The following is a 25,610-nucleotide window of genomic DNA, read 5'->3' as shown; positions in this document are numbered from 1 at the left end:
TTGTCTGCGAGGTTGCTATGTGTGGAGTAGTTGGTATAGCTGGTAAATCAGCTGTTAACCAAATGTTGTTTGATGCATTAACGATGTTACAACATCGTGGGCAAGATGCAGCTGGGATAGTAACCTGCCACGAAGGTCGTTTATTTTTACGTAAAGACAATGGCATGGTTCGTGATGTGTTCCACACTCGCCATATGCGTGCATTACAAGGTAATTATGGTATTGGTCATGTGCGTTATCCTACAGCGGGTTCGTCGAGCAGCGCTGAAGCGCAGCCCTTCTATGTGAACTCACCTTACGGGATCACGTTGGCGCATAATGGTAACTTAACCAATGCTGAAGAAATTCATGACGACCTGTTTAAAACAGACTTACGTCATATGAATACGGATTCAGACTCAGAAGTATTGTTAAACGTATTTGCGCATGAGTTGCAAAAACGCGGCAAATTGATGCCTACAGCAGACGACATTTTTCATGTAGTTAGTAAAGTACATGAACGCTGTAAAGGTGGTTATGCCGTGGTTGCAATGCTTACTGGGCATGGCTTAGTGGGTTTCCGTGATCCAAATGGTATTCGTCCACTGATTTACGGTTCGCGTGAAACTGATGCTGGTATGGAATATATCATTGCATCTGAGTCTGTCGCTATTACGGCACTTGGCTTTAAAGTTGAGCGTGATATTGCGCCGGGTGAAGCGATCTTTATCGACTCACAAGGGCAGATGTTTACCAAGCAGTGTGCTGAAGCGCCTGAATACCGCCCATGTATTTTTGAATATGTTTACTTTGCGCGTCCAGATGCGATTATTGATGGCATTTCAGTCTACAAAGCACGTTTAAAAATGGGCGAAAAGCTTGCTCAAAAAATTCTGACGGAGTGGAGTGAAGAGCATGATATCGATGTCGTGATCCCAATTCCAGATACCTCGCGTACTTCTGCTCTTGAACTTGCAAATATGCTGGGCGTGAAGTTTCGTGAAGGCTTTATGAAGAACCGCTACATCGGGCGTACCTTCATTATGCCGGGTCAGCAATTACGTAAGAAATCAGTGCGTCAAAAGTTGAACCCTGTTGAACTTGAGTTCCAAGGCAAAAATGTACTTTTGGTGGATGACTCGATTGTACGTGGTACGACGTGTAACGAAATTATCCAAATGGCACGTGATGCGGGTGCGAAAAAAGTCTTCTTTGCTTCTGCTGCGCCGATGGTGAAATATCCAAACGTGTATGGCATTGATATGCCAGCAAAAGAAGAGTTGATTGCATCTGAGCGTACCGTTGAAGAAATTCGTGAAATTATTGGTGCAGATCGTCTAATTTTCCAAGATTTGGAAGACTTAAAAGCCGCTGTGCGCACCAGCAAAGTGCCAGATTTACAAGAGTTTGATTGCTCGGTATTTGATGGTAAATATGTTGCTGGTGGTATCGATGAAGCTTATTTAGATGAATTACAGGCGAAACGTCGTGAAACATCGAAAAAGAAAGACGGCTATATTGATGTCAATGTTGATGCAGCTTCCGTTGATTTGACAGGTGTGAAAGAAGTGTAATTGATTTAGATTTGAGAAAAGCGGGAGTTTCCCGCTTTTTTCATTTATGATGGATTGATTCAAACAATGTAAGAAAAGGGATTTACATTGAAGGGTGTAAGTTATTCAATCATAAAGAATAAAAATATGTTGTGGTCTGCCAGTATCTGCTTGCTTGCGGTACTTTTGTCGCTATTTATTTTAAATACTGTGGCTGGACTGCTGGTTTTTTATTTTGATTCGAGTCAAAGCATTTTTTGGCATAGCTTGAGTATTTATATCATTGGTTTATTGCTCTTGGTGATGAGTTATTCCGTGGTATATGAGCTGTATGTGTTCCGTTCAGGCGGACACAGTCTGGCCAAGCAACTGCGTGCACGACGTTTAAGTTTGATTGAAAGTACACCAGAAGAAAGTATTGCGCTGAAAATTACAGAAAAACTAGCTGATACTTTTTTAATTGAAACACCTGCTGTGTATGTTTTGCCCGATGAAGTGGGGGTAAATGCCTTAACCGCTGGTTTTTATCCCAAAGATATTGCGATTATTTTAACGTGGGGCGCCCTGCAAAACCTCGATGAACTTGAGCTGACGGGGTTATTGAATCATGAGTTTAATCAAATTTTATCTGGTGAGACCGCTGAAAATACACGGCTAAAAATTTTATATAGTGCTCTCACGACCTTTAGTCAGTGGGGCAGTAAAATTGCTAAATTGGGATTTTCAACTCATCATAAAAAGTCGCAAAGTTTTGAAACCACTTTTGTCGCAATAGGTGGTGTGATTTGGCTGATTGGTAGTTTGGGGGTGCTGGTTACCCGCTGTATTAAGTTTCTGACGTTGGGAGGGCGTACTTTAAAAAATGATATGAAAACACGTCGCCTGATGCAAAATGATGCCAATATTCAAACCTTGATGCGTATCTATGTGCATCACGCAGGTTCGCAAATTCACAGTGAATATTCTGAGTCGATTGCACACATGTGTTTTGCCAACTCATTAAGTGCGCAAAGTTGGATGAATATTCATCCAAGCATTGAAGAGCGTATTTATGAAATGAATCCGAATTTGGTTCAAGACATACAGTTGGAAAACCTAGAAAAACTGCGCAACCGTCCGCTATTTGGCCTGTTTCGTTCCTTAGAAGAGCAGTATGCGGATTTTCAAGCCCCTTGGACTTCACCACAGCCTTTGCCCTTATTGCGATTGTCACCGATTAGTTTTGCCATTAAAGATGCGATTAAACCGCTGAACCCTGAAGTGCGTGCGCATATTGAACGTCCAGAGTTAATTCAGCGTGCTTTACAGACCGCAACAGGTTCACGCGAGCTGATGGTCGCGATTTTGATGATTCGCCAATTTCGTGAGTTCATTCCTGCTGAGGCTGAAGTCAGCCGTGCCATTGTTGATTCATTGTTAAACCTAGATGGTCGTGTTCATATTTCAATTTTCCATGAAGCATGCCGAAATATTGGTGGTATGCCAGCGACAATTGCACGCCAGTTTTTATTAAAGTTGGCGAGGATTATTCAAGAAGACGGTGAAATTGGACTGTTAGATGCACTGCTACTTGAACGGGTCAAGTTTGAGCTGAATTTGTTGCCCGTACATACACCTGCGGCCCTAGATGAAGTTAAACCGCAGATTGTGCGTTTAATTGATGCTTTGTTACATGTGCAACAAATCAATAGTGAAACACAGTTGGAGGTACGAGAGAAAATCTTGCGTCGAGTTTTAACTGTGCAAGAGTTAGAGCAGTATGCGGAAATTTCAGATGAGCCGATTGATTTGGCCGAAATTTTAAATGATATGGCAGGGCTGCTGCTGCGAGATCGTTTGAGTATTTTGGGGGTGGCTGAAATTTGTTTATGGAATGACCGCATTATTACCCAAGATGAGCAGGATGTTTTGGAGTTGCTTTATTGGCGTCTCGGTTTTGACAGTGAAGAGATCGTTGAACAAATGCAAAAGAAGAATCGCTTGATGATTATTTAATTGAGTGGTGAATTTTTCCTTTAGCATGCTCTTGATGTTTGCATACTGTCTATGCGAATAAAGTATGAAAAGAACAGCATCTCTAAGCATTTCTCGATAGAATATGCACTGAATGAAGTGTGAAGGTAAAAGATGATCGGGCATCAGCGTGAGGTTTTGGCGAGTTTAGGAATTGATTGGTGGGTTCCTGACTTTTTGCCGTCTCAACAAAATGTAGCCACATCGATCTGGCGAGATCAAAGCGCGATTGAGATTATTTCTGAAATTGTGCGACCTCGATCTCAGCCCGAAGCCAAAAGTATTCCTGAACATCCACCTGCACAGCATAAGCTTCCACATCCTGCGCCTCCTGCTGAAATTGCAACGCAGCCAGTTGAACAAAAAGTTGATACAGCATTAAAAGAAGAAATTGTTCGAGAGGTCATCCATGTTGAGGCTTTTCAGATGCAAGCTGTTGCCTTGGAGCACTGCGCCTTGGTCATTGAAGCGACACAATTGAGCTTGGAGCAGCAACAGCTGTGGCAAAATATTGTGCAAGCCTTACCAGCGCAAAAGTATGTACTGAATTGGCCTTTTCCTTTGTTGAACTTACAAGATGGGCGCGGTGTCCAGAGTTATATTCAAGGTTTCTTTGATGGTTTAAGTCAGGGTAAAACTGTTATTGCATTGGGCTCTATACCAAATACTAATGGTATAAAAGTCACACAAGCAGCAAGCTTACAAGAAATGCTTGATCAGCCATTACTTAAAAAATCCCTGTGGGACATGATGCGAGCAAAACAACAAAATATGGAATAGGTATGAAGCAGAAAGTCGTTGTTTTTAGTCAAATAGATGCAGAAGTATTACAGCGCCTAGAGCAGCGTTATCACGTGGTGGTTATCAACCCGAAAGTAGGTGATGTAAATACGCAAATCCGTGAGCAAGTTGCGGATGCGGATGCCATGATTGGTGCAGGGCGTTTACTGAATCAAAACAACCTAGAAACGGCGAAACAGCTTAAAATTATATCTAGTGTTAGTGTTGGCTATGACAACTATGATCTAAACTACTTAAACCAAGCAAAAATTTGGCTCAGCCACACCCCTCATGTGCTAACTGAAACGACTGCCGATTTGGCCTTCACTTTGTTGATGAGTGCGGCGCGTCAAGTGCCTTATTTGGATCAATGGACCAAAACAGGTCAGTGGTCGCGTACTGTCGGGCAGGCACAATTTGGTCAGGAAATTTTTGGTCAAACATTGGGTATTATTGGTTTAGGGAATATTGGTGCAGCAATTGCACGACGTGGTTTTCATGGGTTCAATATGAATATTTTGTATCACGGACGCCGAGAAAAATTAGAATTGGCACAACCCTTAAATGCACGTTTTTGCGAATTAGATGAGCTGTTAGAGCAATCGGACTTCATTGTCGTAGCGGTTGATCTAAACGCGAATACGCAGCATTTGATTGATGCAGAAGCTTTTAAGAAAATGCAATCTCATTCTGTTTTTGTAAATATTTCGCGTGGTGCCGTGGTGGATGAGCAGGCACTTATTCGGGCCTTGGAGCAAAAGCAAATTTTTGCAGCAGGTTTGGATGTTTATGAGAAAGAACCCTTGCAAGATTCGGCACTGTTCCAGCTTCACAACGTAGTGACGTTACCGCATGTCGGTTCAGCAACGTCTGTAACACGTAAAAAAATGGCAGAGTTGGCTTACCAAAACTTGGTGAAAGCGTTGGAGGCTGGCCAACCTCAATATGTGGTGAATCCTGAATTTAGATAAAAATTTGATAACACTTCATTGCATTTTCATTCAATTATCAATGTTATAGTCATTCGATTCCTTTAAATAAAGTCGGGGTGAGGGTTGAAGCGTTTTCTGTGTGCGTGCAGTTTAAGTCTTATTTCGACTGTTGGTTTTGCAGAAGGTCAATTTCTTACGAATGCCCCACAGTTTAATGTGCCTGAGATTGGTTCGGGTATAGGTTTTATTGATCAATATAACGAGCGCTATATTGGTGAAAAAGTTTATCGTGAAGTACAGCGTCAGCTACCTGTTACGCAAAATCCGTGGCTAGAAGATCAACTGATGAATGCTTTTTCAAGCATTTTGAGTCAAACCCAGCTTGGCCAACCAATTGGTCTGGTGGTCATTAATGACCCGCAAATTAATGCCTTTGCAGTCCCGGGTGGTTTGTTTGCATTAAATGCTGGTTTGATTACCAATGCCAATAATATGGATGAAGTTGCTGGCGTAATGGCGCACGAAATTGCGCACGTCACACAGCGCCACTACAGTCGTTCGCAAGAGGCGTTTAAGGGGCAGGGATTACTCGCGCTAGCAGGAATTTTGGTTGGTGCTTTGGTTGCATCTCAAGCCGATGGTGATGTCGGTTCAGCGGTAATGGTGGGTACGCAAGCCGCACTCATGGACAAGCAGCTGTCTTATAGTCGTAACCAAGAGCGTGAAGCTGACCGTATAGGGATGCAGTACATGTATAGCGCTGGTTATAACCCGCAAAGTATGGCTGATTTTTTTGAAGTGATGCACCGTGCAACTAGTCGCGTGAGTTTTTTACCAGACTTTTGGTTCACACACCCACTCACGACTGAGCGAATGAGTGAAGCGAGACTTAGAGCGAATCAGTTGCCTAAAGTGAAATCTACTTGGCGTGATGAAGACTTTGAAATATTGAAGCTGTATACCATGGTGATCTCGAATCAGGCGACAGAACAGCAACTACAGATGTTGGTGAGTCGTAACAGCTATGCAGCACAACTGGCTTTGGCTAGTTTTTACCTTAAACAAGGTGACTATAAGCTTGCTCAACAAGTGTTAGATCAGGCCAAGTCACATCAGAAATTACATAATCTACAAACCTTAATTCAAACTGATATTTTGCTTGGACAAAATCGAGTGAATGAGGCTTTAGCGGTGATTCAATCACCTGCGAGCATCATGCCTGAAAATCGGGCTTTAAATTATAAATTGGCTGAAGTTTATATTCGTCAAAATCGACCTGAGCTTGCGCAGCCTGTACTCAATCAGTTTTTGAAAAATAATCCGCGTGATGTGAATGCGTGGAGACTGATGCAGCAAGCCGCGAGTTTAGATAAAAAATCGCCAATGCATACCATTAATGTTTTGCGCTATCGGGCTGAAGTGCAGTTTTGGTCGGGCTTTGAAGAAGAGGCGATTAAATCTTTATTGCATGCTCAGCGTTTAGTGAAAGATAATGAATCAATGTCAGCGACCATTAAAACGCGTTTAACCCAAATGCAAAAGGATCGACAATTTAGAGCTTAGAAAAGTGGCATTGCAAATAGAGGGGTAAGCGGAGACAAGTCGGAAGTTGTTTTAAGGCTGAGAATGAAGAGATAAAATAAAAAGAAGAATAATAATTTTTATACAAAGTAGAACTTTGAACTGCCTTTTTTAAGGTCAGTTCAACGTAATCGATTTAAAAATTTTTTAAATTAAGCCAGTTTTGCTTTAATTTTTGCTGAAACTTGAGAAGGATCGGCGCGCCCGGCTATGAGCGGACGCAGAGAATTCATCACCTTACCCATATCTTTCATGCTAGTAGCTTCTTGCGCTGCAATCGTTTGCGCAATCATGGAATCAAGTTCTTCCTCAGTCATAGCTTCTGGTAGAAATTGAGATAAAACCTCAAGTTCGGCTTGTTCCTTACTAGCTAAATCTTCTCGACCAGCACTTTCAAAGGCTTTGATCGATTCTTTACGTTGTTTAATTTGTTTTTCAATGGCCGCAAGAACTTGAGCGTCGTCAAGTTCTTTGCGCTCATCGACTTCGATTTGCTTAATTGCTGCCTGTAGACCACGAATTACCGTTAACTTATCCATTTCTTTAGCACGCATAGTGGCTTTCAAAACTTCAGTTATTTGGCTTTTTAAAGTAGTCATTATTTAGTCCAGGCAGTCAATCACAAATTAATCTTAGTAAAGGCGAGTAGTACGTACTGATTCACGCGCCAATTTCTTTTGGTAGCGTTTAACAGCAGCAGCTTTTTTGCGCTTACGTTCTTGAGTTGGTTTCTCGTAGAATTCGCGCTTACGAACGTCAGCTAAAACGCCCGCTTTTTCGCATGAACGTTTGAAACGACGGATAGCTACGTCTACTGGTTCGCCTTCTTTCAATTTAACTTGTGGCATGAAGAATCCTCATTAAGTTATGGATAAGATCTGGGCGACATTGCCCTGATCACAAGTGAAGGTCAGTATTTTACTCATTTACATCTCATACCACAAGTCTATAATGGTTCACGCAATAGATTTGATACAGGTTATAGGCAGTTTAATGATCGTTTTAGGCTTAGAAACATCTTGTGATGAAACAGGACTTGCCCTTTATGACAGCGAGTCGGGTTTGCGTGGGCAAGTGCTGTACAGCCAAATTAAACTGCATGCAGAGTATGGTGGTGTGGTACCAGAGTTGGCATCGCGTGACCATGTGCGTAAGCTGATTCCATTGATGAATCAACTGCTTGAAGAAAGTGGTGTAAAAAAATCTGAAATTGATGCCGTGGCATATACGCGTGGCCCAGGTTTGATGGGTGCGTTGATGACAGGCGCGCTGTTTGGTCGAACTTTGGCCTTTGCTTTAAATAAACCTGCAATTGGTGTGCATCATATGGAAGGGCATATGTTGGCACCACTTTTATCGGAAACGCCGCCAGAATTTCCTTTTGTAGCACTTTTGGTCTCAGGTGGACATTCTCAACTGATGGCTGCCTATGGTATTGGGCAGTATGAATTGTTGGGGGAGTCGATTGATGATGCTGCAGGTGAAGCCTTTGATAAGGTTGCGAAAATGATGGGGTTACCGTATCCAGGTGGCCCAAATATTTCAAAACTAGCTGAGCAAGGTGATCCGAATGCCTTTGCTTTCCCACGCCCAATGCTGCATCAAGGTTTGGAGTTTTCATTTAGTGGTTTAAAAACAGCCGTATCTGTGCAAATGAAAAAATTAGGTGATGAAAACCGTGATGCGGATATTGCAGCGAGTTTTCAAGAAGCCATCGTGGATACCTTAGTTAAAAAATCTGTGAAAGCGCTGAAGCAAACAGGTTTAAAACGTTTAGTGATTGCAGGTGGTGTCAGTGCCAATAAACGTTTACGAGAGCGTTTGGAAGCAGATTTAACCAAGATTCGTGCTCAGGTTTACTATGCCGAACCTGCACTTTGTACGGACAATGGTGCCATGATTGCTTTTGCTGGTTATCAGCGCTTAAAAGCAGGGCAGCATGACGGTTTGGCAGTAACGACAACACCACGCTGGCCAATGACTGAGTTGACTAATCCCAGTGAAGTCTAAGACTTTCATTTGATAAGCTTAAAGCCTGACTGAATGTTGGGCTTTTTTACATTTAGGTCTTTATCACAAGGCTTTTCAAAAAACGCTGCTTAGACTTTAAAAATATTTTTTGACTTACTTAAATGTAGCTTAGCATCAAGTTAAAAGTATTTACCCATAGGTTTATCCATAGAAATTGGGGATAAGTATGCCTAGCGTAGTTTTTGATTGATCTCAAAAGATTAAAACTTTGAGTATTTTGACTTCAATTGAAATTCTATTTTATATGGTTTTAAGGTATTGATTAATATTAAGAGTTTGTATTTTTCTTAAGTTTTTATTTCTATACGAGGATAAAACTCAAAGCCACGAAGGCCAATTACAACACGTAAGATGATTTAGCTTCCTGAGCTTAAGGATATTCTTTAGTTTATATGAAAGGCAGATGTAGATTTAATTAAAAATATCTTGGTCGTATAAATCACAAAGCTATGACGGTCTGTCTTAGGAACTTTCATTACAACAATGGAAGTACATAATTAGAAGAAAATTTTAGAGGTGTTACCCATGGTGGCTACTAATGGAATGCTAGACCCTGATGATTCGATAATTCTACTGATTGACCATCAAAGTGGACTTTTTAATACCGTACGCGATGTACCTGTACCCGACTTACGCAATTATGTGATTGCAATTGCAAAAGCAGCAACTTTATTAAATATACCTGTAATTACCACGGTTTCTGTACCTGACGGCCCCAATGGCCCTTTAATTCCTGAAATTCACCACTTTGCTCCGCATGCAGTTTATGTACCACGTACTGGACAAATTAATACTTGGGACAATCCCTTATTTGTAGATGAAGTTAAAAAAACGGGTAGGAAGACACTGATTATTGCTGGAACGCTGACCAGTGTATGTATGACTTCCCTGCTGTAAGCGCTCGTAAAGAAGGTTATAACGTCTATTGTGTTGTGGATGCATCAGGCAACTGGAGCAAGTTAGCCACAGATACATCAATTGCTCGTGTGACCCAAGCGGGCGCAATTCCAACTGATACTTTTGCGATTGTGGCCGAGTTAATGCGTACTTGGAACCGTCCAGAAGGCTCCCGTTTTGCTGAAATTCTTTCAGATCATGTCTGCCCAGAATATAAATGCTTAATGGAGAGTTATGCAAAAGCACAAGCTGTGGTTAAAGATGGGCCAGTAACAAACTTAGATAAATATCAATAATCAGATCAAACCGATTTGAACTGATATTTATCCCTAATTTTCAAAGAAATAACCCAAATTCTAATGCGAAATTTAGGTTATTTCTTTGATCAGAATGAACTATTAAATATAAAAATAATTGAAATAAAATAGATGCTTAAGCGCCGATCAGTATTTTTATCCTAAAGCTGTTTTAATTGTTGTGAACCGACCCAGTGTTTAGAAAATTGATACGCGGCACGTCCAGAGCGTTGTCCACGCGCTTGACACCAACGAAGCGCTTCGGCTCGTACCATATCGTCCATGGAGATTTGAGCTTTTGCTAAGTAGTGCTGCACAATGTCCAAATATAAGTTTTGATCCATTGGATAAAAAGACAGCCATAATCCAAAACGATCGGAGAGTGAAATTTTTTCTTCAATCGCTTCTTGTGGATGTAGTTCAGTGTACTGCGGTACGTCGACTCGAGTCACAGGCGTGTTTTCATGCATAAACTCAGGCAGCAAATGACGACGGTTACTGGTGGCATAGATAATAAAATTACTTGAACCTGACTGCAAAGACCCATCCAGCACACTTTTTAAACTGCGATAGTTTTCATCTTCGGCGTTAAAAGCCAAGTCATCACAATACACAATAAACTTTTCAGGGCGCTCTGCAATTAGATTTTGAATTTCAGGCAGTTCGGATAAATCATCACGTTCAATTTCAATCAGCCTTAAGCCTTGCTCTGCGTATTCCGTTAATAAAGCACGCACAATAGAGGACTTGCCTGTCCCGCGAGAGCCCGTCAGCAGAACGTCATTGGCAGGTAAACCATTAAGAAACTGTTCTGTATTTTGCAGTACTTTTTCTTTTTGACGCTCAATGCCTTTTAAATCATTTAATTCGATTCGTTTGAGCTGATGAATGGCTTTTAACTCGCCATTTTCCCATTTAAAGGCAATCGCTGAAAAATCAGGTGCTTGTTTAACTTCTGGTAGGCTTTGCTGTAGTTGTTGGAGTACAGTCGATAGTGCTTCTAAGATATTGTTCGGTAGGTCAATGGTCGCCATGATTAATCAGCTTATAATTACACTTGTCGTCGATCTTAACATCCGATCTAGTCGTATCAAACCCTTAACGTGGTGCAGATTTGCCAATTTTAGGCTTGAAATGGCAATTGTAATGCTCACATAATTTGCACATAGTCAGTTAGACTGACGGTTGAACATGTCAGTGAAATTTTAGGAAAACAAAAAAAGTGGGTGAGTATGAATATGTTGTTTAAAGATTTCACACGGGAAATCAACCCGCACCAAGCCTATCGAATCAAAAAACTGAAAAACCAATTGGCTCAGGCAGAGAACTATACTGAGTGGAAAAGCATTGCACTTAGAATTGATGAAGAGTCAGGGGCGCAAGAGTGGAAGTATGACAACTGTTCACCTTATTTCGATGCAGAAGTGATTACCCATCGTTTGGGTTTGTTGAAGCGTTATCGCCAACAAAAGCGTACGACCGATTTAATGTACCTACTACGTGAAGGTCTGAGTTATGACATTGCCAATATTGCTCACCCCATGCTGTTTACTGCAACCTATGTCGGCACCAAGAAAATTATTGAAGACTATATTGAAGAAGTTAGTCGAGGTTTAGCATTTGTAGCATCTACGGATTGCCAGTATTTAGATAAACAGCAAAAAATTGAATTTTTTCAGCACTGTCAAAAAGCTTTTGGGCAACCAGCCATGATGTTTTCAGGCGGTGCAACATTAGGACTGTTTCATACAGGGGTGTGCAAGGCTTTGCTTGAGCAAGACCTGATGCCGAAAGTGCTGTCTGGTTCAAGTGCAGGTGCGATTATGACAGCGATGCTGGGGCGAGCAACGCCTGCAGAAATGCTAAGCATCTTAAATGGTGAAAACTTTTTCACCGATGCTTTTCAATTTCGAGGCTTTCGTGAGGTCTTAAAGGGCAATGGTGGTTTAGCGGATGTAAAGCATTTAAAAAACTTTTTAATTGCAAATTTGGGTGACGTTACCTTTGAAGAGGCATTTAAGCAGTCAGGCTTGTATAACAATGTCGCGGTTGCACCTTATGATGCCTCACAAAATCCACGCATTATGAATACCTTTACTTCACCTGACTTATTGGTATGGAGTGCGGTACTCGCGTCTTGTGCAGTGCCGATTCTATTTCCGCCAGTCAAGCTCACCAGTAAACGACATGATGGCTTATATACCCCCTATATGTCTTCTACTCGCTGGGTTGATGGCAGCGTGCGTAGCGATTTTCCGCAGGAAAAAATGGCGCGTTTATACAATTTAAACTACACCATTGCCAGTCAAGTGAACCCGCATGTGGTGCCGTTTATGCAGTCAGATGAAGCGCGGTTTCGGAAAGACATGTTGAGCTGGCCTGAACGGATTGTACGCAGACAGGGTAAAGTGATTAGTAAAGGGGTGATGGACTTTGCGCGTGAGCGTGTGGGTATGATTCCACCGATTCGTCGTTTACTGGATCATGGCTATGGCGTGGTCGATCAGCGTTATTATGGCGATGTAAACATTGTAGGGAAATATGGCCTGCGCCATTATAGCTATATGCTGCAAAATCCAAGACCACACTTATTTAAACTCTTACAACGTGAAGGCGAACGTGCAACTTGGCCAAAAATCTCAATGATTGAAACACATGCTCGTGTCGGGAAAACTATACAACATTGTTTAGAGGTCTTAACTGCATTGGATATGGCAGAGATGAATGAATCCGAATTCTTGGCAGTTTAATCGTCAAGAATTAAATGCTCTCGCGATGTTGCTTCATACTCCGACTCAGCGTTTGGGCTGGGGGCGAAGGCTTTATCGCTTTGAAGTTGCAGGGCAGGGGTATTGGTTAAAGTATCAGTCGCTATCAGAGCATGTGGTGCTAATTAACGGCTTTGACACTGAACTTAGTTTTTATCAACATGCACTTGCGATGCTGCAACTGCCGAAGTTCTTGCCTGAAGTGCAAATCCTTGAAAATTTTGAGCTTCACTCAGAGCAGGTGAAAGTCGCACTCATCTTAAAAAATGTTCCATCATTACTTATGGCGAATCCCCGTCACTTAAGTCGAGATCATGTCATTCATATCATCTTTAAAATGCTGAATGCTGTTGAAGAATTACATCAGATGGGGTGGATTCATGCTGATTTGAAAGCTTCGCATTTTTTGCTAGATGGTTCTATATGTAAGTTAATTGATTTTGAGCAGAGCCAAAGAATTGGTGAAATAAGCTGTCAAAAGGCTCTAACGGCGACACCGCGCTATATGGCACCTGAATTATTTCATGGTGAAGCAAAGACCGTACAAACAGACCTGTATGCACTCGGGATCATTCTACTTGAGTGGTTGACTGATCAACGTTTGCAGGCATCAAGCTACCAAGATTGGGCGTATTTACACTGTCAGTTTTTGAAGATAGCGCTTCCAGAACCTTTTCAGGGTTTTAGTCCACTATTACATGGACTTTTAGCTAAGCAAAAAAGCCAAAGATGGCAAAACACCATGGCTGCAAAACGATGCTTAATGACTGAAATTGAATGAGAAAAAGCCAAGTATATGATTTTTGTTTCTTATTTAATCAAATGAGTGTGTTTTTCTTAAAAATTGCTTGTCATGCGAAAATGATCCCTATAGTATACACAGCCATTGGGGACGTGGCGAAATTGGTAGACGCACTGGATTTAGGTTCCAGCGCCGCAAGGTGTGAGAGTTCGAGTCTCTCCGTCCCCACCATAAATCATTTGAATTAAGATGGTTTATAAGGCAATAGAGGATTGGTGTAATGGTAGCATGACGGTCTCCAAAACCGTTCGTCAAGGTTCGAATCCTTGATCCTCTGCCAACTTAAAGTCTAACGCAAAGTTAGCACCCTGATGGGGACGTGGCGAAATTGGTAGACGCACTGGATTTAGGTTCCAGCGCCGCAAGGTGTGAGAGTTCGAGTCTCTCCGTCCCCACCATCAGTAATGAAGCAAGGTATTAAACCTTGCTTTTTTATTGCCTAAAATTTAGTGAAGAACTGAATAGCCTTTTTATATAGATAAAGCATAAAAATAGATTCAACTGCCGATTTTATGACAGAAAAGCGGGTGATTGCTTATAAAAGCGCTTGTCATATAGTTTCTATCGCTATAATATACACAGCCATTGGGGACGTGGCGAAATTGGTAGACGCACTGGATTTAGGTTCCAGCGCCGCAAGGTGTGAGAGTTCGAGTCTCTCCGTCCCCACCATAAATCATTTGAATTAAGATGGTTTATAAGGCAATAGAGGATTGGTGTAATGGTAGCATGACGGTCTCCAAAACCGTTCGTCAAGGTTCGAATCCTTGATCCTCTGCCAACTTAAAGTCTAACGCAAAGTTAGCACCCTGATGGGGACGTGGCGAAATTGGTAGACGCACTGGATTTAGGTTCCAGCGCCGCAAGGTGTGAGAGTTCGAGTCTCTCCGTCCCCACCATCAGTAATGAAGCAAGGTATAAAGCCTTGCTTTTTTATTGCCTAAAATTTAATAGATGATTCATATATAAAAAAAGCCCCTTTAAGGGGCTAAATTTTGATTCATCACGCGAAGTAAGTATGGAGCAATTTTAGGCTTTCAAATGGTCTTCGAATTCTTCACCGAGCTGCATGGCTAAGTTATTGCCCGCTAGGTCGCAAGTCACCAGTCCATATTCTTTTTTAAAGCTAAAAGTAAAGCCACGGTTGTCTGCTAAAGTTTTAACTGAATAACCTAATTTCTCTAGCCAAATACGAAAGGCGATGAGGTTTTTTGCTTTCACTACTTTTTTCACGAGGATATTCCTTTTTCACTGATAAATTATTAATAGGGATATTTCACGCTTTTTTAAAGGGGATTTTTTTATATATTTTTGTTTTTGTCTCTTTTTAAAGCAATCTAAACTAAGGTGAAAGTATGTAGAAAGCATAAATGAGAGTATTTTATTGTTTAAAATAATTTTATCATGATGAAAAATAATAATATTTTGATATGAATCTCAAGACTTTAGAATTATGTGCGTTCGTAGTAGAGAAATATTTTATCGTAAATAGAAATGTAATGATTTTTTTCAAAGGCTGGGTACTTTGAGACAGTATTCTCAAACAGCCTTGCTCGTGATCATTCGATTCTGGCATCGTGTGGCTTGAAACTGCATTGGTTGAAATTTTGAGAGCTTAAAGTTTAAGGGGGGAGTTCCAACTGATCATTTTAACTCAATAGAAGCATACATACATAATAGGAGACTGCGTTCGTTAGCAGTCTCTATAAGGGGGGGAACCAATTAAAATTGATCCTTCAGATCACGCAGTCGTTTAAACTCTTCAACATTTTCTGTACGTAAAAAAGGATTGGTTTCGAGTTCGATCTCAATACTGCTAGGAAGGCTACATTGACCCAAATAGCGCATGGTTTCGACACGGTCTAAACGCTCTTGAATAGCGATATTGTCTGGTTCGACATGGTTGGCAAACTTCGCGTTAGAGAGCGTGTATTCGTGCGTACAATAGACTTTGGTTTCGGCAGGCAAAGCCGCTAAACGATTAAGCGAATGGTACATCTGCTCATGTGTACCTTCAAACACTCGCCCACAGCCCATAGCAAACAGGGTGTCACCGCAAAATAAAGTCTGGATAGATTCAATAAAGTACACAATATGGCCCAGTGTGTGGCCAGGAACTGCTAAAACGTCGACATGTAAATCATGAAACGAGAAATAGTCATCATCCATCAATGCATGGGTGATGAATGGAATTTTAGATAATTCCTCACGTGGTCCATACACAGGAATATTGCGACTCGCAATCAGGTCAGCGACACCGCCAATATGGTCTTTATGCCAATGAGTCAGCCAAATTTGAGCAATGTTTAAGCCATGTTCAGTGCAATAATCTTCAACTAATCCAGCCTCAGTTGGATCAACCACCACGACTTGCTTTGATGAGCTGTGTTCCAGCAGCCAAATATAGTTTTGGAGTTGGTTTTTCACATCAATCATATGAACTTGATAAGTCATTTTTCTTCTTCAAAGAGCTGCATATATTCACTCTACTGTAGCGGGTACACGCACTGAATTCCAGTCATGAATCATTTACAGAGCATAGAGGATAGGTGTTTATTGTTCTGTATTTTTCTCTTTCTTGTCATATTGTACTGTTATCTTGGCCATAAAAAAACCACGCTAAAAAGCGTGGTTTTTTATGTGTTCAATCTAATTTAGATTAGATTTTACCTACTAGGTCGATTGAAGGAGCAAGAGTTGCTTCGCCTTCTTTCCATTTAGCTGGGCAAACTTCACCTGGGTGAGCGTGAACGTATTGAGCTGCTTTAACTTTACGAAGTAATTCTTGAGCATCACGACCAATACCACCAGCGTTGATTTCAACGATTTGGATTTTACCTTCTGGGTCGATTACGAAAGTACCACGGTCAGCAAGACCAGCAGCTTCGATTAGAACGTGGAAGTTTTTAGAAAGAGTCCAAGTTGGGTCGCCAATTAATGGGTATTGGATTTTACCAATAACTTCAGAAGTGTCGTGCCAAGCTTTGTGAGTGAAGTGAGTGTCAGTAGAAACACCGTAGATTTCCACGCCTAATTTTTGGAATTCAGCGTAGTTGTCAGCAAGGTCACCAAGTTCAGTTGGGCAAACGAAAGTGAAGTCAGCAGGGTAGAAGAATACTACAGACCATTTGCCTTTAAGATCTGCTTCAGTTACGTCAACAAATTGGCCGTTGTGATATGCAGTAGCTGCGAATGGTTTTACTTCAGTATTAATCAAGCTCATCATTGTCTCCATGATTGGGGTTTGTATTTAATGTTGAATAGGGTATCGAAATTTTTGTTATTGCTGAAACAGTATTTTTACATTACAAGAATCGGAAAAACCGAATCTGACTCCAGACTATTTCAGCGAATGTGATCATTCTGTTCATTTAGCATGATAAATATGATGACTAAATGACAAAATCGTCTATTCCGCAACTCGTTTACAGACATGATGTCCCTAGGCTTAAAATTCAAGGGGATATTTGAAAAAAAGTTAAAATTAAAAAATTATGCTGTACTTTCGCTTCGCTGTATTACCACGTAAACTAAGCGATTGATGTTTTTGATGTAGGTATTTTTTCTGTGCAGCGTCCTTTAAATATAGAGCAATTGGTGATGGTCAAAGACCGTCATCGTTTAAACCGACTCAAAAAAGGAAAAGATGCCAACGAAAAGCAATATCAAGCATTATTTGAACAGTCGCATTTAAAAGTTCTAGAGCGTATTGAACGCATTCCGAATATTAAACTGAATCAAGACCTGCCTGTTACGCAGTATGCAGATAAGTTAATTGATGCCATTCAAGAGCATCAAGTGATTATCGTTGCAGGGGAAACAGGTTCAGGTAAAACCACACAGCTACCGCAAATTGCGATGCTAGCAGGGCGTGGTTTAACTGGTCTGATTGGTCACACACAGCCACGTCGTTTGGCTGCACGTAGTGTGTCCCAGCGTATTGCGGAAGAAGTTGGTGAGAAACTTGGTGAGTCGATTTCCTTTAAAGTTCGTTTTAATGAACAAGGGTCGCAGGATTCGATCATTCGTTTAATGACAGATGGTATTTTGCTGGCAGAGTTGGCCAATGACCGTTATCTCAATAAATACGACACCATTATTATCGATGAAGCGCATGAGCGTTCGCTTAATATCGACTTTATCATGGGGTATCTCAAACAACTTTTGCCTCGCCGTAAAGATTTAAAAGTCATCATCACTTCGGCAACTTTAGATGTAAACCGTTTTAGTCAGTACTTTAACAATGCACCTATTTTTGAAGTAGAAGGTCGTAGCTTTCCTGTTGAACTACGTTATCGCCCTGTATCTGAGATGAGCATTGTCGGTAGTGATGATGATGAGTTTGATGACTTTGAAGAAAATCTACCTCGTGCTGTCGTGCAAGCTGTGGAGGAATGTTTTAGGGATGCACAAGAAAAAGGCCATCCTGAATATGCCGATACTTTAATTTTTGCCAGCACTGAACAAGAGATTCGTGAATTACAAGAAACTTTGCAAAAGCATGGGCCGCGGCATACAGAAATTTTACCCTTATATGCGCGCTTGGCCTTGGCTGAACAACAAAAAATCTTTAATCCATCGGGTGGTGGGCGACGCATTATTATCGCCACCAACGTTGCAGAAACAGCGTTGACTGTACCCAATATTCGTTATGTGATTGACAGTGGTTTTGCGCGTATTTCTCGCTATAACTATCGTTCACGCGTACAGCGTTTACCGATTGAAGCAGTTTCTCAGGCCGCAGCAAATCAGCGTAAAGGTCGTTGTGGTCGTATTGCCCCAGGTGTATGTATTCGTTTGTATTCTGAGGAAGACTTTCAAAGCCGCCCAGAGTTTACCGAACCCGAAATTAAGCGAACGAACTTAGCTTCAGTGATTTTGCAGATGCAAAGTTTAGGGCTGGGGGCTTTAGAAGATTTTGATTTCATTGAGCCGCCAGATCATCGTTTAGTTAACGATGGTCGTAAGTTGTTGGTTGAACTTGGGGCAATGACGGAGAAAAGTAAACCCCCTGTTTTGCAAAGAGGAGGCGGGGGAGATTCATCTGAAGACAATCCCGCTCAATCCCCCTTTTTCAAAGGGAGGGGTAAAGGAGATTTAACCAAAATTGGTCAACAGATGGCCAAAATGCCAATTGACCCACGTCTGGCCCGTATGATTTTGGGTGGGGCACATTTTGGTGTGTTGAATGAAGTCTTGGTAATCGTTGCCGCTTTGGCCGTACAAGACCCACGTGAACGCCCTGCAGATAAACAAATGCAGGCAGATCAAAAACATGCGTTGTTCCGTGAAGCCGATTCTGACTTTTTATTTTATATCAAACTTTGGGAAGCGCTGGTTGCCAACCGAGACATGAGTGAAAACAAACGCCGTACTTTTGCGCGTAATCACTTTTTAAGTTGGTTGCGTCTACGTGAGTGGAAGAAAACTCATGAGCAATTGGTTGATTTGGCAAAAGGCTTAAAGCTGTCTTTTAATGAGAAAAAAGCCAGTTATGAAAATTTACACCGTGCACTTTTAACAGGTTTGTTGTCTTTTATTGCCAATAAAACCGATGAACGCAATGTGTTTATGGCGGTGCGTCAGCAAAAGGCCCGCATTTTTCCAGCATCTACCTTACATAAGACCAATACGCCTTGGGTCATGGCTTTTGAGATGGTAGAAACCTCACAGGTCTACATTCGTACACTAGCAAAAATTGAACCTGAGTGGATTTTGCTTGCAGCAGGTGATTTGCTGAAGCACCACTATTTTGAGCCGCACTGGTCGAAAAAAGCAGGTGTGGTCAATGCCTATGACCAAATTTCACTATTTGGCTTAATTATTGAGCCGAAACGTCAAATCAACTATGAAAAAGTCGACCATGTTGCAGCACATGAAATTTTCCTTCGAGATGCACTGACGACAGGGCATTTGGGCATTACGCCACCATTTTTAAAACACAACCTGCTTAAACTTGAAGAAGTAGAGCGGGTCGAGGATAAGCTACGCCGCCGTGATTTGGTGGTGGATGAAGAGACTATTTACCAGTTTTATGCGGCTAAAGTTCCTGAAGAGGTCGCAAGTCGTCGTAGTTTTGAAGACTGGCGCGCAACGGTTGAACCGCAAAACCCACGTTATTTATTTATCGATGATGATGCGCTATGGCTGAACGACCGTCCAACCACGCAGCAATTTCCCGATTTTTTACGCAATGGTGAACTGCGCCTTGCGGCCAGTTACCGTTTTGATCCAAGCCATGACGAAGATGGTGCAACAGTAAAAATTCCGTTGCAAGCTTTGCCTCAGGTGGATGAAAACTTGTGGTCTTGGGGTATTCCCGGTTGGCGTCAGGATTTAATGGAGGCGTTACTCAAGGCGCTGCCTAAAGATAAACGACGTCATTTGGTGCCTATCCCTGATACGGCTGCAAAGCTAATGGCGAAAGTAGATGCGATGCATTTGCAGCAGCATATTTTTAGCTTTTTAGCCTTCCAGTTGCGTGGCGAACAAATCTCTGAAAAAGACTTTAGCTTTGAGCGGGTTGAACAATATTTATTGCCGTTGATTAAAGTCATTGACGACAAAGGCCGTGTGATTGAACAAGGTCGTGACTTGTCTGAGTTAAAAGCGCGCTGTCGAACAGAAACTCATAGTCCAGTCAAACAGCTCAAAGGTGAGTTCCAAACTTTTCCTGAAAATTTTGTGTTTGAAGCATCACAAAAAGTGACGGGTGTGGTGGTGAAGCAGTATCAAGCTTTAGTCCCGACCAAGGCCTTTGCGGCACTGGAACAAAAGGATGAGTCTAGTGTGGTGATTCAGACCTTTAATGATCAAGCTGAGGCAACTAAACAGCACCGTGAGGGTGTACTCCGTTTGGTGCATATACAACTGGGGGATTTGGTTCGTCAGTTGAAAAAGCAAATTTCCAAACCGTTGGCATTGGCGTATTCACCTTTGGGCGATAAGGTGCAGCTGGAACAAATGTTAGTTTATGCCACACTGCAAATGTCGATCAATGAACTGCCTGTCAACGCACAAGAGTTTGAAAACTTGGTTGCAAATGTCAAAAAAACTTTTCTGACCCATGGGCAAAAAGCACTGGCAGATGTGACAGAGATCTATATTCAATGGCAGGATATACGTCGAAAACTGTTGGTTTTAGATGATGCTGTGTTTGGGAAAAATATTGATGATGTTGAAGATCAGCTAGATTTGATGTGCTTATCAAATTTTGTTTATGTGAAATCTTCCGATATTTGGCTTGAATTTCCTCGATATTTGAAAGCATTGGTCTTGCGTTTGGAGCGCCTGCCCAATAACCTACAGAGGGATAATTCTGCCATTGATCAAGTTGACCCGTGGATGGAAAAATTATTTAAGTTTAAAAATGACACTCGCCTTAAAGAATTGTATTTCATGGTTGAGGAGTTTCGGATTTCTTTATTCTCTCAACCGATGAAGACAAAGATGCCCATTTCTCCGACTCGCTTGCAAAAAGTATGGGAAAAACTTGGAATCAGTTAAGATATAGGTAATTTAAAGAAGGAGTTTTACATGGGCATCCGCATTACAGGTACGGGTCTTTATCATCCTGAAGACATCATTACCAATGAAGAGTTAGTTGAAAGTTTAAATGCTTATGTGGAACAGTATAACTTAGACAATGCTGACAAAATTGCTTCGGGCGAGTTGGAAGCCCGTCGTGGGTCAAGTGCAGAGTTTATTGAAAAAGCATCTGGTGTAAAACGTCGTTATGTGGTTGAGAAAACAGGGATCTTAGATCCAAAGCGTTTACGTCCATTGTTACATGAACGTTCAAATGATGAACTCTCGATTCAAGCCGAATGGGGCGTGATCGCTGCAAAACAAGCGATGGAAAATGCAGGCGTGACTGCAGAAGATATCGATGTGGTAATTTTATCGTGCTCTAATTTACAGCGTGCTTATCCTGCTGTTGCAATTGAAATCCAAACAGCATTGGGTATTCAAGGCTATGCCTACGACATGAACGTGGCATGTTCGGCCGCAACCTTTGGCATTAAACAAGCGTATGATGCGATTAAAGCGGGCGGACGCCGTGTATTATTGGTGAATGTAGAAATCACCTCTGGTCATACCGACTACCGTTCACGTGATTGCCACTTTATCTTTGGTGATGTTGCAACGGCTTCAATCATTGAAGAAACCGACAGCAAAACTGGTTTTGAAATTGAAGACATTAACTTATTCACCCAGTTCTCAAACAACATCCGCAATAACTTTGGTTTCCTAAACTTAAGTGAAGTCGATGCAGACATTGAAAATAATCGTTTTGCTCAAGACGGTCGTAAAGTGTTCAAAGAAGTTTGTCCACTGGTTGCCAAAATGATTACAGCGCAACTTGAGAAAAATAACATTGCACCGACTGATGTGAAGCGTTTCTGGTTACACCAAGCCAATGCCAGCATGAATGAGCTGATTTTGAAATTAGTCGTAGGCAAAGAAAATGCTCAGCCTGATTTAGTGCCGATCATTTTAGATGAATTTGCAAATACCTCTTCAGCAGGTGTCATCATTGCGTTGCATCGCACAGCAGACCAAGTCAATGACGGTGAATACGGTGTCTTGTGTTCATTCGGCGCAGGTTACTCTGTTGGTGCTGTGCTTGTGAAAAAACACGTCGCATAAGCCCGTATGTTGCAGGTTGAGCATGATGCAAAATGGATTAAACGCCTGAGTGCTTTATCCAAAGTTTATTTCACACCGACATTTATCGGTGCTGAACAGTTAGATGCATCACAACCTGCAATGTATGTAGGAAATCATTCCTTATATGGTGTGCTCGATTCACCTATGTTGATTGATTATCTCTACAATGAGCATCAGGTGGCTGTGGTCAGTATTGCTGATCATAGCCATTTTTATTTGCCACTGTGGCGTAGTGTGGTGAAAAAATTTGGTGCAGTCGATGGTGTCCCAGCCTATGTGCGTGAAGCCATGCAACAAGGCTATTCTATTTTGGTTTTTCCTGGTGGCGGACGCGAAGTTCTAAAACGTGAGGGTGAACAGTATCAACTGATTTGGAAACAGCGCTACGGCTTTTTAAAGCTCGCTCAAGAATTTGGCTATGACATTGTACCCTTTGCCGCGTTAGGCGGAGATGAAGTCTTTGATATTGGTTTTGATGCTAATAAAGTTGTTCAGCACCAATATTTTCAAAAGTTGCTACAAGTGCAGCAGTTAAGTCGCCTGCTGCGTAAAGGGGAGGTGATTCCATCTTTACCGAAACATTTGATTCCGAAACGCTTGCCTTTTTATTTTAAGTTTATGCCCAGACAAAGTTTGATGCATATTGAAAACTTAGAACAGTTACAGCAGTTCCGCGACTTGATTGCAGCAGAAATTTATACTGGGCTTGCAGACTTAAGAGTATTGCGTCAACAGCAACATGGTGACCGATTTGATTGAGCATTTGCAGGCGTAAAATCTGCTTAGTCTTCCTGTAAATCTTTCAACAAATGTGCAATTTTTAAAGTATGGGTCTTATTCCCTTTGACTTCCATAACCTTATTTTCCACCCACCATAAATATTCAAAAATTTCAGTTTCACTGGCTTGTTCGCAAATGAATCGAAATAAACTGGGTAAGTATTCCTCATATTCATCTTGTAGTGCAGGATTACGATAGATCCGCAGGGGATCCCAGTCTTTAATCAGTATTTTGTTAATCGCATGTAATAAAGAAATATGTCGATTTTCCTCGGTAAACATAATACACCCCGCTGTCCTTGGGTTAGTTTGACGTTTAAAAAAGAAGTTGTGATGAAGATTATTTATCTATTGTTTTCATGTGTTAAAAGATATTAGCGTGTTTTTCGCATGAGTAAATAGCACGCTCAGATAAATGGAAGCTAAAGAAAAATGTCTGATAAAGTGGTAGTAAAGTTAGATCACAGATTTACTTCAAAATATTTTTCAGAATAAATGTTTTAAAATGGTGCGTAATTACGTATCAAGTAACATATAGTAATAATTTAAAAATCAAGAATTTGTTTGAAGGACGCAATTTTCACTAATACCGCGAATTTCATCACTATCTAAATTTATATCATCCCATTTTTGCATTTGCTGTGTGAGCCAAACAAAATCCGAAACTTGCGGCTGGGCTTGTTCTGGAATAAAACCACGAATGATGTTCTGAATCAGGTGATATTTTTCGACGTGAACACTTGCTGAACACGCAAAGCGAATGATGTTGTAATCGACCAAGACTTGCCAAACAGGTTCAAGATCCGGCATCTGTTTAAGTTCAACTTGTGCTTTTTGGATGGCTTGGACGAGGGCTGAAAGTGTATTGGGATTGGAGATAGCCCATTCTTGAGTCACAGCCAGTACTTTGTCTGCGACGCGAGGAATAATGTCTGAGCCAGTCGCAATGATTTGGCTATAACCTTGAATTTCCGCTTGTGTGTTCCAAGGTTCCCCAACACAAAAACCATCGATCAATTGGTTTGAAATGGCTTCCACCATATAGGGCGGCGGTAAAGTGCGGAGATGTACGCGTTTGGCAAATTCAGGATTGGCCAACGCCAACCACTCACGTAAACAATAATGATGAATAGACTGCTTAAACACATGGGCAATCGGAAGATACTGTTCATACTGCATGGCGCTAAAAAATTTCTGTGCAGTGGTGGCTGCATCGTCAGTTTTTTTGATATCGAGCGCATAGCATAGTTTTTGGCTTAAGCTGATAAAAGCACTGTTGTAGCTTAATACGAGAGGGGTTTGTAGCGGAATACCGAGTTGATCTTGAGCGAGTGCAGCAGCAGGCAACATGGCAGATAAACAATGCGCGGCGTCTAGAAAACCAAAAGCCAAACGATCTCTTAAGCTTGCCCAAGACGCTTCTTTGACTAAGCTTACGTCTAAGCCTACTTCCTCAAAAAAACCACGTTCTTTAGCCCATAGTAAAGAGACACAGTCTAAAAGTGGGATATAGCCCAGATGAAGTTGTGACTTTTCGAGTTGAGCCATGACTTAGTCCTTGAGTTGAGATTGTAAAAGCTGTTGAGCATCCAACAGACGTCTTGCCATTTCACCGATGGTCATACGGTGGCTCATGGCATTTTTACGTAGCAATTGAAAGGCATCGTCTTCAGATAGCCCATGTAATTGCATCAGCAAGACTTTCGCACGCTCCACATCTTTACGATCGGCGAGTTTATTTTTGGTGTCTTGTAAGTCTGTGAGCAACTTTTTGTGTTTACGAAACTGCTCGATTGAGATTTCTAAAATATTTTCTAACTTTGAAGGATCGATCCCATCCACAATATAAGCTGTCACTCCAGCATCTATGGCACTTTTAATGGTGTCTTTATGGCTATTTTTAGTAAATAAAACAGTGGGTAGATTAAATTGGCTGACACAGCTTTCAATAATGTCACGTTGCGGATGGTCCATATCTAACAAAATGACATCCGCACTTAATTGTTCAAGACGACTAATATTGATGTGATCGATAATCAGGCAGGCAACTACATCGAAATCATGTTCGATGAGGGAACTTCGAATATATTGTGCGCGTTCTTGATTGTCATCAATCAATGCAATTTTCAGTTTAGGCATACTGTACAGTGCTCAGGAAAACCTGAAAATGAGATCTAAAAGTGTACAAGCAATTTAAATGCCAAACTTAACAAATGCCAGCTTTATCTCGGATTAGGCAGTCAATCTTTATGGTCGCGATTACAGACAAAGTATGCATGTTGCATATGTTGTGATCGGAGTTTTCATGAAAGAGTTTACGGATATGGATTCAGTAAATTGAAGTGTTGATGTTCACAGTCGATTTGTACATCTAAGGGAGAATTTCTAGATGTCGTGCTTAGAACAAAGCAATGTCGTTTATTTGAGAAAAAAGATGCTCATCGATAATGCAAAATGCACCAAGAGGTAGCAGGGTTTTAAAAAGTCGGAAAAATTAGCTGTTGTGCTTTAAAAATAAAAAGAGCTGAT

At 41.4% G+C, this 25,610-nt stretch carries 20 protein-coding genes, 6 tRNA genes and 1 pseudogene; 18 read left to right on the top strand and 9 right to left on the bottom strand.

The genetic code is table 11. The features are described 5' to 3' along the window. The first annotated feature begins 17 nt into the window (after positions 1–17). The 5 genes from purF to MN200_RS10510 all read left to right on the top strand — a co-directional run bounded on the left by purF (position 18) and on the right by MN200_RS10510 (position 6,820). On the top strand, positions 18–1,553 hold the full coding sequence (gene purF, locus MN200_RS10530; protein ID WP_058869927.1) for an amidophosphoribosyltransferase: 1,536 nt from the start codon (positions 18–20) through the stop codon (positions 1,551–1,553). Between the two features lie 87 nt (positions 1,554–1,640). Further along, positions 1,641–3,527: a M48 family metalloprotease gene (locus tag MN200_RS10525; protein WP_201784306.1), complete on the top strand. Its 1,887-nt coding sequence runs from the start codon at positions 1,641–1,643 to the stop codon at positions 3,525–3,527. Positions 3,528–3,659: 132 nt separating this feature from the next. Next, entirely contained in the window at positions 3,660–4,325 is a 666-nt protein-coding gene (locus MN200_RS10520) for a hypothetical protein (RefSeq protein ID WP_058869925.1), read from the top strand. A 2-nt stretch (positions 4,326–4,327) separates the two neighbouring features. Next, positions 4,328–5,296 carry a D-glycerate dehydrogenase gene (locus MN200_RS10515; protein ID WP_114392854.1) on the top strand — a complete coding sequence of 323 codons (969 nt, stop codon included), beginning with the start codon at positions 4,328–4,330 and terminating at the stop codon, positions 5,294–5,296. An 84-nt stretch (positions 5,297–5,380) separates the two neighbouring features. Beyond that, positions 5,381–6,820, top strand: a complete 1,440-nt coding sequence (locus MN200_RS10510; RefSeq protein WP_058869923.1) for a M48 family metalloprotease — start codon at positions 5,381–5,383, stop codon at positions 6,818–6,820. Positions 6,821–6,990: 170 nt separating this feature from the next. Here MN200_RS10510 and MN200_RS10505 read toward each other — a convergent pair whose 3' ends face one another. Together MN200_RS10505 and rpsU are read right to left on the bottom strand one after the other, a co-directional pair. Continuing rightward, on the bottom strand, positions 6,991–7,437 hold the full coding sequence (locus MN200_RS10505) for a GatB/YqeY domain-containing protein (protein ID WP_058869922.1): 447 nt from the start codon (positions 7,435–7,437) through the stop codon (positions 6,991–6,993). 33 nt (positions 7,438–7,470) lie between these two features. Further along, positions 7,471–7,686 carry a 30S ribosomal protein S21 gene (gene rpsU / locus MN200_RS10500; protein ID WP_001136722.1) on the bottom strand — a complete coding sequence of 72 codons (216 nt, stop codon included), beginning with the start codon at positions 7,684–7,686 and terminating at the stop codon, positions 7,471–7,473. Between the two features lie 145 nt (positions 7,687–7,831). Here rpsU and tsaD point away from each other — a divergent pair, with 145 nt between their 5' ends. Together tsaD and MN200_RS10490 are read left to right on the top strand one after the other, a co-directional pair. After that, positions 7,832–8,848 carry a tRNA (adenosine(37)-N6)-threonylcarbamoyltransferase complex transferase subunit TsaD gene (tsaD, locus tag MN200_RS10495; RefSeq protein ID WP_005400624.1) on the top strand — a complete coding sequence of 339 codons (1,017 nt, stop codon included), beginning with the start codon at positions 7,832–7,834 and terminating at the stop codon, positions 8,846–8,848. A 546-nt stretch (positions 8,849–9,394) separates the two neighbouring features. Then, a pseudogene (locus MN200_RS10490) lies at positions 9,395–10,062 on the top strand (isochorismatase family protein). A 161-nt stretch (positions 10,063–10,223) separates the two neighbouring features. Here MN200_RS10490 and MN200_RS10485 read toward each other — a convergent pair. After that, entirely contained in the window at positions 10,224–11,096 is an 873-nt protein-coding gene (locus MN200_RS10485) for an ATP-binding protein (protein ID WP_058869921.1), read from the bottom strand. A 204-nt stretch (positions 11,097–11,300) separates the two neighbouring features. Between MN200_RS10485 and MN200_RS10480 the strand changes: the two genes are divergently transcribed. The 8 genes from MN200_RS10480 (at position 11,301) to MN200_RS10445 (ending at position 14,531) form a co-directional block, all read left to right on the top strand. Beyond that, on the top strand, positions 11,301–12,812 hold the full coding sequence (locus tag MN200_RS10480) for a DUF3336 domain-containing protein (RefSeq protein ID WP_242760524.1): 1,512 nt from the start codon (positions 11,301–11,303) through the stop codon (positions 12,810–12,812). Beyond that, complete coding sequence (locus MN200_RS10475; protein WP_242759362.1) at positions 12,787–13,611, top strand: protein kinase; 825 nt, start codon at positions 12,787–12,789, stop codon at positions 13,609–13,611. The genes MN200_RS10480 and MN200_RS10475 overlap by 26 nt, the downstream gene beginning before the upstream one ends. A 107-nt stretch (positions 13,612–13,718) precedes the next feature. Next, positions 13,719–13,803: transfer RNA gene (locus MN200_RS10470), tRNA-Leu, on the top strand. 35 nt (positions 13,804–13,838) lie between these two features. Continuing rightward, positions 13,839–13,912: transfer RNA gene (locus MN200_RS10465), tRNA-Trp, on the top strand. 33 nt (positions 13,913–13,945) lie between these two features. Beyond that, positions 13,946–14,030 (top strand) — tRNA-Leu (locus tag MN200_RS10460). A gap of 189 nt (positions 14,031–14,219) precedes the next feature. Continuing rightward, positions 14,220–14,304: transfer RNA gene (locus tag MN200_RS10455), tRNA-Leu, on the top strand. Between the two features lie 35 nt (positions 14,305–14,339). Beyond that, positions 14,340–14,413 (top strand) — tRNA-Trp (locus MN200_RS10450). 33 nt (positions 14,414–14,446) lie between these two features. Beyond that, positions 14,447–14,531 (top strand) — tRNA-Leu (locus tag MN200_RS10445). 130 nt (positions 14,532–14,661) lie between these two features. Here MN200_RS10445 and MN200_RS10440 read toward each other — a convergent pair. The 3 genes from MN200_RS10440 to ahpC form a co-directional block, all read right to left on the bottom strand. Next, positions 14,662–14,865: a hypothetical protein gene (locus MN200_RS10440; protein WP_004696295.1), complete on the bottom strand. Its 204-nt coding sequence runs from the start codon at positions 14,863–14,865 to the stop codon at positions 14,662–14,664. A 489-nt stretch (positions 14,866–15,354) separates the two neighbouring features. After that, positions 15,355–16,086, bottom strand: coding sequence for a hydroxyacylglutathione hydrolase (gene gloB, locus MN200_RS10435; protein WP_242759360.1), 732 nt, complete (start codon positions 16,084–16,086; stop codon positions 15,355–15,357). 205 nt (positions 16,087–16,291) lie between these two features. Then, positions 16,292–16,855, bottom strand: a complete 564-nt coding sequence (ahpC, locus tag MN200_RS10430) for an alkyl hydroperoxide reductase subunit C (RefSeq protein WP_242759358.1) — start codon at positions 16,853–16,855, stop codon at positions 16,292–16,294. A gap of 344 nt (positions 16,856–17,199) precedes the next feature. On the opposite strand from ahpC, the gene hrpA reads away from it, so the two are divergent. From hrpA to MN200_RS10415, 3 genes are read left to right on the top strand one after another with little or no spacing between them, the layout of a single operon-like run. Further along, complete coding sequence (gene hrpA / locus MN200_RS10425; protein WP_242759356.1) at positions 17,200–21,138, top strand: ATP-dependent RNA helicase HrpA; 3,939 nt, start codon at positions 17,200–17,202, stop codon at positions 21,136–21,138. A gap of 30 nt (positions 21,139–21,168) precedes the next feature. After that, entirely contained in the window at positions 21,169–22,281 is a 1,113-nt protein-coding gene (locus MN200_RS10420) for a beta-ketoacyl-ACP synthase III (protein ID WP_004696303.1), read from the top strand. Between the two features lie 6 nt (positions 22,282–22,287). Next, positions 22,288–23,061: a 1-acyl-sn-glycerol-3-phosphate acyltransferase gene (locus MN200_RS10415; protein ID WP_242759354.1), complete on the top strand. Its 774-nt coding sequence runs from the start codon at positions 22,288–22,290 to the stop codon at positions 23,059–23,061. A gap of 23 nt (positions 23,062–23,084) precedes the next feature. Here MN200_RS10415 and MN200_RS10410 read toward each other — a convergent pair whose 3' ends face one another. The 3 genes from MN200_RS10410 to MN200_RS10400 all read right to left on the bottom strand — a co-directional run bounded on the left by MN200_RS10410 (position 23,085) and on the right by MN200_RS10400 (position 25,220). Further along, positions 23,085–23,363 carry a hypothetical protein gene (locus MN200_RS10410; RefSeq protein ID WP_242759353.1) on the bottom strand — a complete coding sequence of 93 codons (279 nt, stop codon included), beginning with the start codon at positions 23,361–23,363 and terminating at the stop codon, positions 23,085–23,087. 270 nt (positions 23,364–23,633) lie between these two features. Then, positions 23,634–24,629 carry an ABC transporter substrate-binding protein gene (locus tag MN200_RS10405; protein ID WP_242759352.1) on the bottom strand — a complete coding sequence of 332 codons (996 nt, stop codon included), beginning with the start codon at positions 24,627–24,629 and terminating at the stop codon, positions 23,634–23,636. A 3-nt stretch (positions 24,630–24,632) separates the two neighbouring features. Further along, positions 24,633–25,220 (bottom strand): ANTAR domain-containing protein, encoded by a 588-nt coding sequence (locus MN200_RS10400; RefSeq protein WP_004696311.1) that lies wholly within the window; start codon positions 25,218–25,220, stop codon positions 24,633–24,635. Positions 25,221–25,610: the final 390 nt, after the last annotated feature.

The sequence above is a fragment of the Acinetobacter sp. LUNF3 genome, from assembly GCF_022699605.1.
GTDB lineage: Bacteria > Pseudomonadota > Gammaproteobacteria > Pseudomonadales > Moraxellaceae > Acinetobacter > Acinetobacter johnsonii.
This window is presented reverse-complemented; position numbering and strand designations above follow the sequence as displayed.

Excerpts from the sequence above, each read along its gene's own strand:
- purF (WP_058869927.1), top strand. The coding sequence starts at position 18 with ATGTGTGGAGTAGTTGGTATAGCTGGTAAATCAGCTGTTAACCAAATG.
- MN200_RS10520 (WP_058869925.1), top strand. The coding sequence starts at position 3,660 with ATGATCGGGCATCAGCGTGAGGTTTTGGCGAGTTTAGGAATTGATTGG.
- MN200_RS10515 (WP_114392854.1), top strand. The coding sequence starts at position 4,328 with ATGAAGCAGAAAGTCGTTGTTTTTAGTCAAATAGATGCAGAAGTATTA.
- MN200_RS10505 (WP_058869922.1), bottom strand. The coding sequence starts at position 7,437 with ATGACTACTTTAAAAAGCCAAATAACTGAAGTTTTGAAAGCCACTATG.
- rpsU (WP_001136722.1), bottom strand. The coding sequence starts at position 7,686 with ATGCCACAAGTTAAATTGAAAGAAGGCGAACCAGTAGACGTAGCTATC.
- tsaD (WP_005400624.1), top strand. The coding sequence starts at position 7,832 with ATGATCGTTTTAGGCTTAGAAACATCTTGTGATGAAACAGGACTTGCC.
- MN200_RS10485 (WP_058869921.1), bottom strand. The coding sequence starts at position 11,096 with ATGGCGACCATTGACCTACCGAACAATATCTTAGAAGCACTATCGACT.
- MN200_RS10480 (WP_242760524.1), top strand. The coding sequence starts at position 11,301 with ATGTTGTTTAAAGATTTCACACGGGAAATCAACCCGCACCAAGCCTAT.
- MN200_RS10475 (WP_242759362.1), top strand. The coding sequence starts at position 12,787 with ATGAATCCGAATTCTTGGCAGTTTAATCGTCAAGAATTAAATGCTCTC.
- gloB (WP_242759360.1), bottom strand. The coding sequence starts at position 16,086 with ATGACTTATCAAGTTCATATGATTGATGTGAAAAACCAACTCCAAAAC.
- ahpC (WP_242759358.1), bottom strand. The coding sequence starts at position 16,855 with ATGAGCTTGATTAATACTGAAGTAAAACCATTCGCAGCTACTGCATAT.
- MN200_RS10420 (WP_004696303.1), top strand. The coding sequence starts at position 21,169 with ATGGGCATCCGCATTACAGGTACGGGTCTTTATCATCCTGAAGACATC.
- MN200_RS10415 (WP_242759354.1), top strand. The coding sequence starts at position 22,288 with ATGTTGCAGGTTGAGCATGATGCAAAATGGATTAAACGCCTGAGTGCT.
- MN200_RS10410 (WP_242759353.1), bottom strand. The coding sequence starts at position 23,363 with ATGTTTACCGAGGAAAATCGACATATTTCTTTATTACATGCGATTAAC.
- MN200_RS10405 (WP_242759352.1), bottom strand. The coding sequence starts at position 24,629 with ATGGCTCAACTCGAAAAGTCACAACTTCATCTGGGCTATATCCCACTT.
- MN200_RS10400 (WP_004696311.1), bottom strand. The coding sequence starts at position 25,220 with ATGCCTAAACTGAAAATTGCATTGATTGATGACAATCAAGAACGCGCA.